General features: G+C 62.0%; 13 protein-coding genes. 1 reads left to right on the top strand and 12 read right to left on the bottom strand.

Features of this window, described 5'->3' with window-relative positions:
* Positions 1-5 precede the first annotated feature (5 nt).
* From SB822_RS24125 to SB822_RS24075, 11 genes are all read right to left on the bottom strand, one after another.
* Positions 6-680, bottom strand: coding sequence for a hypothetical protein (locus SB822_RS24125; RefSeq protein WP_410855765.1), 675 nt, complete (start codon positions 678-680; stop codon positions 6-8).
* Positions 677-3,637, bottom strand: a complete 2,961-nt coding sequence (locus SB822_RS24120; protein ID WP_410855764.1) for a glycine cleavage T C-terminal barrel domain-containing protein — start codon at positions 3,635-3,637, stop codon at positions 677-679. Before SB822_RS24120 ends, SB822_RS24125 begins: the two co-directional genes overlap by 4 nt.
* A complete protein-coding gene (locus SB822_RS24115; protein WP_007585788.1) occupies positions 3,638-3,895 on the bottom strand; it encodes a sarcosine oxidase subunit delta in 258 nt (85 codons plus the stop codon).
* Positions 3,896-3,909: 14 nt separating this feature from the next.
* On the bottom strand, positions 3,910-5,097 hold the full coding sequence (locus SB822_RS24110; protein WP_229514783.1) for an FAD-dependent oxidoreductase: 1,188 nt from the start codon (positions 5,095-5,097) through the stop codon (positions 3,910-3,912).
* A gap of 123 nt (positions 5,098-5,220) precedes the next feature.
* Entirely contained in the window at positions 5,221-6,093 is an 873-nt protein-coding gene (gene purU / locus SB822_RS24105) for a formyltetrahydrofolate deformylase (RefSeq protein ID WP_079500225.1), read from the bottom strand.
* Between the two features lie 301 nt (positions 6,094-6,394).
* Complete coding sequence (locus SB822_RS24100; protein ID WP_042306518.1) at positions 6,395-7,039, bottom strand: helix-turn-helix domain-containing protein; 645 nt, start codon at positions 7,037-7,039, stop codon at positions 6,395-6,397.
* 110 nt (positions 7,040-7,149) lie between these two features.
* Positions 7,150-7,809, bottom strand: coding sequence for a two-component system response regulator NarL (gene narL, locus SB822_RS24095; RefSeq protein ID WP_410855763.1), 660 nt, complete (start codon positions 7,807-7,809; stop codon positions 7,150-7,152).
* 83 nt (positions 7,810-7,892) lie between these two features.
* Complete coding sequence (locus tag SB822_RS24090; RefSeq protein ID WP_007585793.1) at positions 7,893-8,138, bottom strand: hypothetical protein; 246 nt, start codon at positions 8,136-8,138, stop codon at positions 7,893-7,895.
* Between the two features lie 54 nt (positions 8,139-8,192).
* Positions 8,193-8,621 carry a hypothetical protein gene (locus SB822_RS24085; RefSeq protein WP_410855762.1) on the bottom strand — a complete coding sequence of 143 codons (429 nt, stop codon included), beginning with the start codon at positions 8,619-8,621 and terminating at the stop codon, positions 8,193-8,195.
* Between the two features lie 196 nt (positions 8,622-8,817).
* Positions 8,818-9,534 (bottom strand): IS6 family transposase, encoded by a 717-nt coding sequence (locus SB822_RS24080; protein ID WP_410855761.1) that lies wholly within the window; start codon positions 9,532-9,534, stop codon positions 8,818-8,820.
* A 135-nt stretch (positions 9,535-9,669) separates the two neighbouring features.
* A complete protein-coding gene (locus tag SB822_RS24075; protein ID WP_353558272.1) occupies positions 9,670-10,677 on the bottom strand; it encodes a GlxA family transcriptional regulator in 1,008 nt (335 codons plus the stop codon).
* Between the two features lie 105 nt (positions 10,678-10,782).
* Here SB822_RS24075 and SB822_RS24070 point away from each other — a divergent pair, with 105 nt between their 5' ends.
* A complete protein-coding gene (locus SB822_RS24070; protein WP_094298796.1) occupies positions 10,783-11,316 on the top strand; it encodes a tautomerase family protein in 534 nt (177 codons plus the stop codon).
* A 144-nt stretch (positions 11,317-11,460) separates the two neighbouring features.
* Here SB822_RS24070 and SB822_RS24065 read toward each other — a convergent pair whose 3' ends face one another.
* Complete coding sequence (locus SB822_RS24065) at positions 11,461-12,816, bottom strand: epoxide hydrolase family protein (protein WP_410855760.1); 1,356 nt, start codon at positions 12,814-12,816, stop codon at positions 11,461-11,463.
* Between the last annotated feature and the right edge of the window lie 66 nt (positions 12,817-12,882).

Below are 12,882 nucleotides of genomic sequence, written 5' to 3'. Positions count from 1 at the left end.
GCTCGCTACGGGGTTGCCGACTGGTCGATATCCGTGATCGCAGCGACCCCGACTGGCCCGCCGCCGAGCTCGGCGGCGATGCCTGCGAGGGTCTCCCACAGATAAAGGCCGTATGTGCCGTCGGCCCATACCCGGTAGTAAGGCTTGCCTGCCCGGGCGCCTGGCATGACGGTGACGGCGACACCCGCCATCGATGTCAGCACGACTGGCCGGGCAGCCAGATCGAGCGCGCCAAAATTGACATTGCAGGTTTGCAGCAGCAGATCGTTCACGGCTTCGCCGCACAGCACGAGTGCCGCATCCTGATGAAGCACGGGGTACACGCGCACGGGCGGCTCAAGATGCGCCATCCTTGCCGAGCTGCCTTGCGTCAGGCCGTCTTCGATCAGGTATTCGGAAACGCCGAGCCGCAACACGACGCCGCCGCCCGCGAGGGGCGCCCAGCTGTTGGGCTGCGCCGGCACAGGGATGTCCTGGGCCTGCAGCCACGCCGCTACGCCCTGCCCCTTGAAGCCGGTGCGAAACAGGAAGGAGACGTCGGCGATGCCAAGCGTCGCGGCACGCGTGCTGTCGGCGGCATCGACGCGCTCCTCGACGCGCATGTTCTCCCGCACGCTCCACTGCGCGTTGGCCGTCTTCCAGGCATCGCATACGGGGCTCATCCGAAGTGGCGCGTTCATACTGTCTCCTTCTTCGGCGTGGCAGCCTTTGTTGTTACGGCGTCTTTTTGACGCTCGCTCTCAGGGTCATAGAACGGTGTCGGCACCACCGTCGCGGGCACCATCCGGCCGCCGCTCGCGCGGAAGCTGATGCGCGTGCCGGGCTCGGCCTGCTCGGGCCGCACAAACGCAAGACCAATCGTTTTTTGCAGCGTCGCGCTCCACGCGACGCTCGTCACACGTCCCGATATCTCGCCGCCTTCGATCACGAGATGACACTCGCGCAGACCCGCGTCGCGCACGCCCGCATCGAGCGCGAAACCGACCAGACGCTGTTTGGCAGGCAGCTTGTCGATGATCTGCAGGCTGCGTTTGCCGACGAAGAACGGCTTGTCCATCTTCACGGCCCATTCCATGCCGGCGTCACGCGGTGTCGTCAGACCGTCGGTATCCTGGCTCACGATCACGTGCCCCTTCTCGAGCCGCAACAGACGCTGCGCTTCGACGCCGAACGGGCGAATGCCGTGTTCATGACCCGCTTCGAGCAGCGTGCGCCACAGCGCCGCGCCGTACTCGGCGGGGATATGGATTTCGTATCCCCATTCGCCGACGAAACCCACGCGCATCAGACGCGCCGGCACACGGTTCTGACCGAGGGCGACGCCCGTCACGCGCACGCCGAGATACGGGAAGGCCGCCGGCGACAGATCGAGATCGACGAGCTTGCCGAGCACGGCACGCGATGCGGGCCCCGCGAGGTTCACCGCTGCGAACGCGCCCGTCACGTTGACGATGCCGCAGTCGAGCCGCCAGATCGTGTTGAGCCGCGACAGCTCGCGATAGATGGCCGCCGCGCCCGACGTCGTGGTCGTGAAGTAGAAGTGGTCGTCGGCGAGACGCGCGATCACGCCATCGTCGATCACCACGCCGGACTCATCGCACATCACGGCGTAGCGGGTCATGCCAGGTTTCAGGCCCGCGTACTTCGACACGTACACGCGTTCGAGGAACTCCGCGGCCTGCGGCCCGCGCACTTCGATCTTGCCGAGCGTGCCCACATCGATGATGCCCACGCCGTTGCGCACGGCGAGCGCCTCTTCCTCGATGCAGACCGCGCGCTCCTTGCCCGCGACCGCGTAGTACTCTGGGCGCTGCCAGACGCCCGCCGGCATCCACACGGCGCCGAGCAACTGGTGCTGCGCGTGCAGCGGCGTGCGCCGTTCCGGGTTGAAGCCGCGCCCGGCGAGATGCGACATCGGCACGGGATGGAAGAACGGCCGCGCCGTCGTCGTGCCGACCTCCTGGGGCTCCTTGCCCGTCAGCCGCGCGAGGATGCGCAGGCCATTCATGTTCGAATGCTTGCCCTGGCTCGGCCCCATGCCGTTGGTCGAGAAGCGCTTCAACAGTTCGATGTTGTCGAAGCCTTCCTGCACCGCGTTTTCGAAGTCCTTCAGTTGCAGGTCCTCGTCGAAATCGACGAAGTTCTTGCCGGACGTATGGCCCACGATCGGCCAGGGATGCGATGGCGATTCCCGTTCCAGGAGACGCAGTTGCGCGGCTTCGCCTGCCTTGCCGTTGCCGCTATGCGCTGCCGCCTGCACGCCTGCGCGCGCGCCGTCGCGCAGCTTGCTGCCGAGCGTGTACACGCCGTTCACGCGCCCACATGCGAACACCCCGGGCGGCAATTGCTCCGGCACGAACTGCTGCACATCGTGATCGAAGTGCATCTTCGTGCCTGCCTGGTACAGCAGGTTCGCGGCAGGCGACCAGCCGACGCTCATCAGCAGCGTGTCGCATTCGATCAGACGGGTCGTTGCCGTCGAATAGCGCAGGCCGCTGTTCGTTGAAAACGCGCCGACGCGCACGCCCGTCAGCCGTTCGCCCGATCGGTCCGGCACGGCCTCGACGACACAGCTCGATACCAGTACTTCGACGCCCTTCGCCCTGAGATCGCGCTCGAGGTCATCGCTTGCATGCGACGCGCGCAAATCCACCACGGCAACGACTTCGATGCCACGCGCCAGCATGTCGAGCGCCGCACGGTAGCCGTCGGCATTGGCGGCGAGCACGACGGCCCGCTTGCCGGGCGCAACGGCATAACGATAGGCAAGGCGCTGCGCCGCCGATGCCAGCATCACGCCCGGCAGGTCGTTGTTGCGAAACACGGCGGGTTGCTCGAACGCGCCACTCGCGACGATCACGGCTTTCGCGCGCATCTTCGTGATACACGTCGCGTTCACGAGCGGCACCCACAGGTCCGCGTAATAGGCCGCCGCGAGCGTGCCCGTCATCACGCGGATTCGTGGATGGCCGAGCACGGCGTTCTCCAGTTCATGGATCTCGTCGAAACGCTGCTCGTCGCCGCCCAGCTGATAGCCACCGCTGCCGCCGATGCGCGCGTTCTCATCGACGATCACGACGTCGGCGCCTTCCCCGGCCGCCGCGAGCGCCGCCGACAAACCGGATGGACCGGCCCCGATCACCAGCACGTCGCAAAAGCCATAACGCTTCGGTGTGCGGATATGGGGCGCGTCGAAATCGACCTTGCCGAGACCCGTCATCGTGCGGAACATGCGCTCCCAGCGCGGAAACCAGCGCTTGCTATAAAACGCCTTGTAGTAGAAGCCGACGGGCAGGAACGCCGCGAGCTTGCCGACGACGCGCGCACGATCGCCTTCCACGCCGCCGAACGTATTCACCGAATACCAGTTGCCGCCCGGCGTCAACGCGGTCACATCGGCGCGCACGTTCAGCCGTGCGCCGTCCTGCAGCATCACATTGACATCGTGATTGGCGAGCGAAAGGACGCCACGCGGGCGGTGATACTTGAAGCTGCGGCCGAGCACGCGCAGGCCCGAGTCCCACAGTGCGCTCGAGATCGTGTCGCCGATGAGGCCGCTGTATTGCTTGCCTTCATACGAGAAATCGATGCGTGTATCGCGCTCGATCCATTCGCCGCGGTGAGGAGTCAGACGCATTCAGGCCTCCTCGCCGGCAAGCCACGTGCGCAGCACGAGATCTTTCGCGGTGTCGCGCTCGGCAATGAACCATGTATTGCTCGGCGTATGGCACCACCACTCCTGCTTCACGCCCGGCGCGCCGTTGCGGCAGAACACATAGTCGGCCCATTGAGCATCGCTCGCCTGGGTCGGATCAGGCTCGTGACGAATCTCGCCCCAGTAGGCGAACTCCGACACCGGCCGCGCGCCATTTACCGGACAGGTCATGATTTTCATCGTCGTTCTCCAGCTTAGTGGCCAACGGATGCCGCGCCCTTTTCGCCAGTGAGCGAAAAGCGGCGGAACCGGTCGAGCGAGAAGCTCTCGATGAGCGGATGGGTGGCGTCGTTGGCGACCGTGTGGGACATCGTCTTGCCGCACACAGGCGTGGCCTTGAAACCCCAGGTGCCCCAGCCCGAATCCAGGTAGAAGCCTTCGACAGGCGTCTTGCCCATGATCGGCGCGAAGTCGGGTGTCATGTCGGCCATCCCCGCCCATTGGCGCATCACCTTGGCTTGCGACAGGAACGGGAACATCTCGAGCATGTGCGAGGTGAGCCCTTCCACGAAATCGAGCGTCGAGCGTGTCGAATGCAGTTCGTAGGGATCAAGCGAAGCGCCCATCACGAGTTCGCCCCGCGCCGACTGGCTGATGTAAACGTGCAGGCTGCCCGAGACGAGAATCGGATCGAGCCAGGGCTTGAGCGGCTCGCTCACCATCGCCTGAAGCGGATGGATGTAGATGGGCGTGCGCAAGCCGACCATATCCGTCACGCGGGGCGTCGAGCCTGCCACCGCGCACAGCACCTTGTTCGTCGAGATATAGCCGCGCGAGGTCTTCACGCCCTTGACCTTGCCGCCCACCACGTCGATGCCGAGCACCTCCGTCTGCTGATGGATTTCGACGCCGCGCTGGTCCGCCCCCCGCCCATAGCCCCAGGCAACGGCATCGTGCCGTGCGACCGCGCCCGGCGCGTGATACAGCGCGCCCATGATGGGCGCGACGCCGCCGCACGAGATATCGATCATCGGCGCGGCCTTTTTCACCTCGTTCGGACCCACGACCTCGGAGTCCACCCCGTAGTGCTTGTTGACCTCCGCGCGCCAGCGCATCGTGCGCATCGCCGAATCGGTGTGGGCAAGCGTGTAATGACCGCGCGTCGAATAGAACAGGTTGAGATCGAAGTCCTGCGACAGGTCCTGCCACAGCTTCACCGACTCGTCATAGAACTGCACGCCCTCGGGCGTCAGATAATTCGAGCGGATGATCGTGGTGTTACGCCCGGTATTACCTCCTCCGATATACCCCTTCTCCAGCACGGCCACATTCGTGATGCCGTGCTCTTTCGCGAGATAGTAGGCCGACGCGAGACCGTGGCCCCCCGCGCCGATGATCACAACGTCATATGAACGACGCAAAGTGTCGTGTCTCGTGAACATCCTCGGTTCGGGATGTTTCTTTGAGAGAGCGAAGCGGACGAGACGCCATGGCATAAAACGCTCCTTTGGCCAGCCCCGCTGGGGGCGGCTCAACGACCTGTTCGATGGAAGACGGCTACGCGATTACCGCAGCACGATGGTCTTGTTACCGTGGATCAGCACGCGATCCTCGAGGTGATAACGCAAGCCTCGCGCCAATACGGCCTTCTCGATATCGCGGCCCAGGCGCACGAGGTCATCCGGGCGGTCCGAGTGGCGGATGCGAATCACGTCCTGCTCGATGATCGGCCCCTGGTCGAGCTCTTCCGTCACGTAGTGGCAGGTCGCGCCCGTCAGCTTCACGCCGCGCCCGTAGGCCTGGTGATAAGGCTTCGCACCAACGAAGCTCGGCAGGAACGAATGGTGGATGTTGATGATTCGCCCCGGATAAGCCGCGCACAGCTTCGGCGAAAGAACCTGCATGTAACGCGCGAGCACCATCGTGTCGGCGCGCGCATCCTCGAATAGCCGTTGCACCTCGTCATAAGCCTGCGCCTTGTTGTCAGGCGTGACGGGCACGTGATGGAACGGAATGCCATGCCACTCGACAAAGCTGCGCCATGTGTCGTGGTTCGAGATTACGCACGGAATCTCGATGTCGAGTTCACCCGCTTTCCAGCGCGCGAGCAGGTCGTAGAGACAGTGTTCGAGCTTCGACACGAGTATCACGACCCGCTTCTTGACTGAGTTGTCAGAGATCTTCCAGTCCATCGCAAACTCTCTCGCGATGTGGGCGAAGCGATCCCGGAACCCGTTGATGCCGAAGGGCAGCGACTCCGCGACGATCTCGTGGCGCATGAAGAAGCGCCTCTCGATTTCGTCGGCATGATGGGTGGCCTCGATGATCCAGGCCCGATGCTCGGCAAGGAATGTGCTTACAGCAGACACAATCCCGATGCGATCGGGGCAGGACAGAGTCAGCGTGAAGCGGTGCGTATTGGAGGACATGTTGTGCATTGATTCGAAGAGGAACCATTGGTGACAACAGTAGCCAGCCGAAACTTGTGTGTCAATGGCAATAAACTTTTTTTCCTGTCAGGAAACACCCGTACACCTTCGGGAGTATCGCCAGGCGCGTATCACCTGGGTCCCCCCAAGCGATAGCCGCGACTATCCCTGCACGTATCTGCATGTCGATGGAAGCGACGGGGGAGGCAACGTCTTTCGAGGACGGTTGCGAGGCGGGGAATCGATAGTGGAATCGGCGCGCATGGATGCGCGCGCAGCTATCGCGAGGTTTGCCCGGTCAGACGGGCGTTCAGGTATCCAGGTCGGGCGACTGGCCGTACATGATCACGGTGATGAAGCGGATCGGCAGCTTGATCAGACGCTCGGGGCCATGCGCGACGGAGCCACGAAAGGTCAGCGCGTCGCCGGGCTGCAGCAGATAGCTGCGATTGCCATGGCGATACTCCATCTTGCCTTGCAGCATGTAGATGAACTCCGTGCCGGGATGCTCGAAGGTCGGGAATACCTCGGCTTCATCGTCCATGGTGATGAGAAACGGTTCGAACAGCTTGACGGGCCCCTGGTCATAGGCCAGCAAATGGTATGTATGTCCCTTCGTGGTGCCGCGCCGCACGACCTCCATGCCCTTGCCGGATTTGACGTGCTGCGCATTGCCCTCGCGATGCTCGAAGTTCTTGAACATCGCGGAAATCGAAATGCCCAGTGCGCGCGCAATGCTCACGATCGAATCGAGGCTGGTCGACACCTGCCCGTTCTCGATCTTCGATACCATGCTTCGCGACAGGCCGCTTTGCTCGGCCAGGTCGGCAATCGTCAGCCCCTGATTCGTACGGTGTTCTTTGACGACCTTGCCCAGGAATGACTCAATCGACCTTCCATCGCCCAACTCGTCCACGGGACCGCTGGGCAGTTCGTCGTTTATCTCGCTCTTCATCGCTCGGCTCTACACTTGACTATCGACTATCGGCAACGGGATGCGCGGCATGACTCCGCCGCGAGGGTTCCGCAGTGCGAATAGTATCAGTGGCTGACGAGGAAGAGGACTCACGCCCGCGGCGGATTGCGGCGCGCGTGGCGCTCGTGATGCCACACGACGGCTTCGACTCTGGAATGAAGATCGAGTTTGTGCAGCAGATGTTTGACGTGCACCTTGACAGTTCCGACGCTGATATCGAGCTTTCGGGCAATCTCCTTGTTGCATAGCCCTTCCACCAGATAGTCCAGTACCTCCTGCTCACGCCCGGAAAGGCCCGACTCGTTAGCGGGGAGAGACTGCCCGGCGGACAGTGCATGAAACAGCTTGCCCGTGATCGCCTCGCTGAGCACGGCCGTTCCCTGCAGCGCGTTCTGCAAATTGATGCACAGTTCTTCCGGCTCCATGTCCTTGAGCAGATAGCCGCTTGCGCCGGCGCGTAGTGCCGCCACCACATCGCGTTCGTTGTCCGACACCGTCAGCATCAGAAAGCGTGCGTCGACGTTGTGCTGTTTCATCATCTCGAGCGTCTCGATACCGCTCATTTCCGGCATGTTGAGGTCGATCAGAACGACGTCGGGCTTGAGCCGGACCGCGAGGTCCACACCCACCCGTCCCGACGACGCTTCGCCGACGAGGCGAAACGCCGGGTTCATCTGGATCAATTGCGCGACGCCCTTGCGGAACAGCGCGTGATCGTCGATCAGCAGTACGGTATTGACAGGCTCCACGTCCTATTCCTCATACCTGGATCGGCCTGAAGGCGGCTGGCCGACAGTTTCATCATAGGTCAAGCACGGCGGCGCTGCGCGCGTCATGCTGCTTTCTGGAAGGCCATTGCCGGGCCCTCGCGGCGAGGCGGAAATACGCGCCAGGCGCCATCGGCATGCCGAAAGAACATGATGGCGACCAGGCACGCCGGCCGCGCCACTTCGACACAGACGTAGCGCCTGTTGCTATCTCGCGTGCGGCTGAACCGGGTCACTCGAAAGGGCGTTGCCGGAGTCGGCGCCAGCCATTTTTCGACGAGTTCGCGTAAAGACTGTTGCTGCATGTTCATGATCGTCACCTCACTCGCCCGTACATGATTTCCGTGTTCCGTCGGCTCTGGCAGTCAGGCCGCCGCCTTGACCAGTTCGGCCGACAGACCAAACTGTCGGGCGATCGACTGAAGCCGCTCACGCCATTCCCATTTGCCGAATACGTCGTGCACGTTCTGCAAAGTGCTGAGCAACTCGATCGTCGCGGGATCGTAGACATTGACGTGGGCGCGAAGCAACGCCTTCCTCAGTGCCGCGATGCCGACATCCATATATACGGGTATCGCGTCCGATGATGTTTTGCCGATATAGCGAACAGGTACGCCTTCCATTGCAGTCATGTAGTCGCGTGGTTTGATGAAACTGCCAACGGGACACCCGCCGCAATAGCCGCGATATGCACCACCTCCATGTGGCAGCAGCGCAGCGCGGCCTTGGCCGAAAAGATGGTCGACAGCGCGGTCGAAGATCTGCTGGTGGGTCAGGAAATTCCGGCTTTCCATGATGCGGCTCCGCTGCAAGGTTTTGACGATTCGTGTCTCTAGTATGGTCCGTCAACTGCGCCTTGCAATCTGCCAGAGGGGGCTCCCTCTCTGTGGGTATTGGGAGCCATCACGGTGGCAAGCAAGCGCATTCGCGCGATGGTTGTGTCGCGATAATGGCGGCAAGGCAAGAAGATTCCGTGATGATAAGGAGTCCTTACGACACCAACGAATAGAACTGATCGGCAACGGTTCGGGTCACGCCGCTGTCCTTCATCTGGCCTTTCCTGATCATATGCATCGTCTCAATGCCTGACAGGATGATGCGGGCACACCGGAAATCCTTGAAGCCCATCATGGGCCTGGTTCGGCGTTTGATCGCCCGATGATCCTGCTCTACGATGTTGTTCAGATACTTGACCTGCCGGACCTTGATGGGCGTTTCCCGCTCGGCGTTGATGGTCTGGAGGGCGGCCAGATTCGCCCCGCTTTTATCCATGGTCACGGTCTCGGGCGTCCCGTTTCGATCGATGGCTTTCTCGAAATAACGGCGCGCTGCCGCCTTGTCGCGATGCGCCCGCAACAGGAACTCGACCGTATTGCCGGCCTTGTCCACCGCGCGATACAAGTACTTCCACTGGCCGCCCACCTTGACGTAGGTTTCATCCATCCTCCAACTCTTGCCGACCGGACGTTTGTGCTTGCGAAAGGCCTTCTCGAACAACGGTACGAGTTTGATCACCCAGCGATGCACGCTCGAATGGTCGACCTGGAAGCCCCGTTCCGCCATCATTTCCTCGAGATTTCGCAAGCTCAGCGAGTAGGCCACATACCACCGCACGCACAGAAGTATCACGTCCAGAGGATAGTGCAGGCGCTTGAGTACCTTCGCTACGCCGGCAGGCAGGGCTTGTCTCGCAGTCGCCTTCTTCATCTCACGCTTCACTTCGGGCAAATATCAACTTCGATTTTACTCCTGCCCCCTTAGCGCGACAGAACCCCGATACCACCCGTCGGCGCGATTCGCGCTTTGCGGCACTCCCTTTCGGCGCGCTATTGTGTCTGGCGCTCAGGCCACGTTACCGAAGACGCGCGCAAACCGAACCTGATACTCGCGTGGCGAAAGACCTGTCTTGCGCCGGAACAGTTGCCGAAAGGCACTGAGGTCTGCGTAGCCGACTCGCTGACTGACGGCCTCAAGGTTGATCGGCCTTGATTCGAGCAACTGTTTGGCCACTTCGATGCGAAGGTTCTGGAGATACTCCAACGGCGCAATGCCGACAGCCTGCTTGAAACGACGGTGAAGCGTTCGCTCGCTGACAGCGAGATACGCTGCGAGATCGCTCACCTGAAATCCCTCCTGGATAGTCGCTTCCATGCGTTGTTGAGCGCGCGCGATGAGCGGATCGGCGTGTCCGTGCTCGCCAAGGAGCGTTGCGTACGAAGCCTGAGAAATGCGGTTGGTCTCGATCAGCAGCAACTTGGCGGTCGCTGCCGCGAGCTTCTCGCCGCCGAACATTTCGAGCAACCGTATCGCAAGGTTGAGGTACGACGTAACGGCGCCGCTTGAAACGATTCCATCCTGGGCGATCACAAGTTCGTGGGCCCGCAGTTCGACGCCCGGATATCGCCGGGCGAAGTCCCTTGCCATGGCCCAGTGGGTCGTAGCGGCTCGCCCATTCAGCAACCCCGCTTCAGCAAGCAGATAGTTGCCGGTGCAGTATGCGGCCAGCACAGCGCCCGCCTCGCGCTGGCGCTGTAGTGCGGACGTTAGCGCACTCAACTGTTCGCGGCGCGCGACGAACTCGTCCATGTCGGAAACGAACGGCGCCGTCAGCAGAATCGCATCGGCGCGTTTGCTTGCATCGATCTTGCCGTCCACAGCAACGCTCTGACCCGAAGCCGCCCTGACTGGTCTTCCGTCAAGCGATTCGACGCGCCACGTGAACCCGGGTGCAGGTTTCCCCCGCGTTCCTTCACGAGAACTCAGGTGATTGGCGACGTTGAAGACATCGATGGGCCCAGCGACGCCTGATGCCAGTATCCCGTCATAGACCCAGATTCGTATCGTAGTCATCTCGTGTGTCCGATATGCCTTGCAAATTGGCGCTGCTGCCACTTCACCAGGGCCTTGCAAAGCCGGATCATCTTTGCACCGAAACAAGTGAAGAGGAGTAGCACCATGCCGATGATCGACGCATTGTGGCCGGAAGACGCGCTGACGCCCGAAGCGGAAGCACGCCTGATCAAGGAACTGACTGATCTCCTGATCAGGGCGGAAGGGTACGATCCGGGCAATCAGATTGCGCAGGCCGTATCCGTGCTTCATCTCCATCGACCTGCTGCGGTATTCGTCGGCGGGGAACGCTCGAAGGCAGCCCGTTACCGGATCATTCCTTCGGCGCCTGAGGGGCAATACACCGACGAATCACGTAGAGCGCTGGTTCAGGCCATCACGGAAGCGGTGGCTCGCGCCGAGAACCGGCCGCTCGAAGAAGTTGCATCGCGCGTTTGGGTCTTTCCAACAGAGATTCCGGATGGCACCTGGGGCAGTCGCGGCGTCATCTTGCCGCTGCCCGACATTCATGCGTTACTCGCGGGCGAGCCGGAACGGAGTGCCGGCGTAGAGCGGCTTGCGCGCAGACGACGAGAAAAGGCACGCATAACACTGGAAGCGGCGCTCGACACGGTCGAACGGAGAACTCGCGAAGTGTAGTGGTGGCATCGTCGCATTTGCGTTGCCCGGGGCTTCAGGCGGTGATCGACGCCGGCACGCCGCGCGCTTCTCCTCTCACGAATATGGCCCGATGGAGCGATATCCCATTGCTGTGGGATATCGCTCCGTGCTCCTCGCGTCTGCTTATTTCCGCAACGGCCTCAACCCCGCCCGCACTTCCTCGGCGAATAGTGCCGGCTGTTCCCACGCCGCGAAGTGTCCGCCCTTGTCCAGCCGGTTGTACCAGATGAGATTGTGATATGCACGCTCTGTCCAGCTTCGCGGCGCCTGGTAGTTTTCACGCGGGAACACGCTAACGGCGGCGGGAACGGATACGTCGGCGGCCGCGAGGAAGTTGAAGTGCGATTCCCAGTAGAAGCGCGCCGCGGAAACCCCTGTATTGGTCAGCCAGTAAAGCGTGATGTCGTCCAGCACGTCGTCGCGCGTCATCGAGCCTGAGGATTCCCCATTGACGGTGCGTCCGAACACGGCAGAGGTCAGTGCTGCTGCCGGCTGCGTATAGCCATCGCCGTGATCCAGAAGCCAGCCGGCCAGACCGATTGGCGAGTCCGATAGCCCATAAAGCGTTTGCGGGCGTGTGCCCATCTCGAGCGCATAGGCGCGGCGCTTTTTCGCCGCGCTGCTGAGTTGCTCGTACGCGTGCTTTTCGTCGTCCAGCAGTCCTGCGGGCGGCGGATCGCCCGCCTGCAGTGCCTTGGCAATATCGGCGGGAACGGTCGCCGGGAAGTTGACGTGTATGCCGAGCAGTTCCGGCGGCGCCTGCTTGCCCATCACGTTCGCGACCACGCCGCCCAGGTCGCCGCCTTGCGCCGCGAATTTTTCGTATCCGAGGCGCTTCATGAGCGTAACCCACGCGCGGGCGGTGCGCTCCGGACCCCAGCCGATCTCGGTCGGTTTGCCTGAAAACCCGTAGCCCGGCAACGATGGAATGACGAGATGGAATGCGTCGGATGCGTTCGCACCATGCGCGGTGGGATTGATAAGCGGATCGATGATCTTGAACTGCTCGATGACGGAGCCTGGCCATCCGTGCGTGACGATGAGTGGCATCGCGTCTTCATGTTTCGACCGGATATGGATGAAGTGAATGTCCAGCCCGTCGATCTCCGTGATGAAGTTCGGCAGCGCGTTAAGTCTTGCTTCGCACTTGCGCCAGTCGTAGTCGGTTGACCAGTGACGCGTGAGCTCCTGCATCATCGCAAGCGGCACGCCCTGCGAATCGTCGTTGACTGTCTCCTTGTCAGGCCATCGGGTGGCCTTGATGCGTCGGCGCAGATCGGTAAGCTGCGCTTCGGGTACATGTACGCGAACCGGACGAATCGCAGTCTTGTCGCCGCCCGCTGATTTTGCAACCGAAAGAATCGACTGATTCGTTTCGGCGAAGGCAAGCTGGCTCAGCGAGCCGGCTGCGATGGCTGCCGCGGTTACGCCAACAAAGCGGCGACGGGACGGCGACTGGGAAAGAGTGTCGTTTGACATGAGAACTCCTGAGGGCAGTGAATCCAGGTTCGCGTTTGTTCAGAGCGTGCTTTCGTGAACGCCATT

Origin of the sequence: Paraburkholderia sp. SIMBA_054 (assembly GCF_046534875.1) — a bacterium.
Taxonomy (GTDB): Bacteria; Pseudomonadota; Gammaproteobacteria; order Burkholderiales; family Burkholderiaceae; genus Paraburkholderia; species Paraburkholderia hospita.
The sequence above is the reverse complement of the archived record's forward strand: the minus strand, read 5'-3'. Positions and strand labels throughout refer to the sequence as shown.

Coding starts and splice junctions, on each gene's coding strand:
- SB822_RS24125 (WP_410855765.1), bottom strand. CDS start 680: ATGAACGCGCCACTTCGGATGAGCCCCGTATGCGATGCCTGGAAGACG.
- SB822_RS24120 (WP_410855764.1), bottom strand. CDS start 3,637: ATGCGTCTGACTCCTCACCGCGGCGAATGGATCGAGCGCGATACACGC.
- SB822_RS24115 (WP_007585788.1), bottom strand. CDS start 3,895: ATGAAAATCATGACCTGTCCGGTAAATGGCGCGCGGCCGGTGTCGGAG.
- SB822_RS24110 (WP_229514783.1), bottom strand. CDS start 5,097: ATGTTCACGAGACACGACACTTTGCGTCGTTCATATGACGTTGTGATC.
- purU (WP_079500225.1), bottom strand. CDS start 6,093: ATGCACAACATGTCCTCCAATACGCACCGCTTCACGCTGACTCTGTCC.
- SB822_RS24100 (WP_042306518.1), bottom strand. CDS start 7,039: ATGAAGAGCGAGATAAACGACGAACTGCCCAGCGGTCCCGTGGACGAG.
- SB822_RS24090 (WP_007585793.1), bottom strand. CDS start 8,138: ATGAACATGCAGCAACAGTCTTTACGCGAACTCGTCGAAAAATGGCTG.
- SB822_RS24085 (WP_410855762.1), bottom strand. CDS start 8,621: ATGGAAAGCCGGAATTTCCTGACCCACCAGCAGATCTTCGACCGCGCT.
- SB822_RS24080 (WP_410855761.1), bottom strand. CDS start 9,534: ATGAAGAAGGCGACTGCGAGACAAGCCCTGCCTGCCGGCGTAGCGAAG.
- SB822_RS24075 (WP_353558272.1), bottom strand. CDS start 10,677: ATGACTACGATACGAATCTGGGTCTATGACGGGATACTGGCATCAGGC.
- SB822_RS24070 (WP_094298796.1), top strand. CDS start 10,783: ATGCCGATGATCGACGCATTGTGGCCGGAAGACGCGCTGACGCCCGAA.
- SB822_RS24065 (WP_410855760.1), bottom strand. CDS start 12,816: ATGTCAAACGACACTCTTTCCCAGTCGCCGTCCCGTCGCCGCTTTGTT.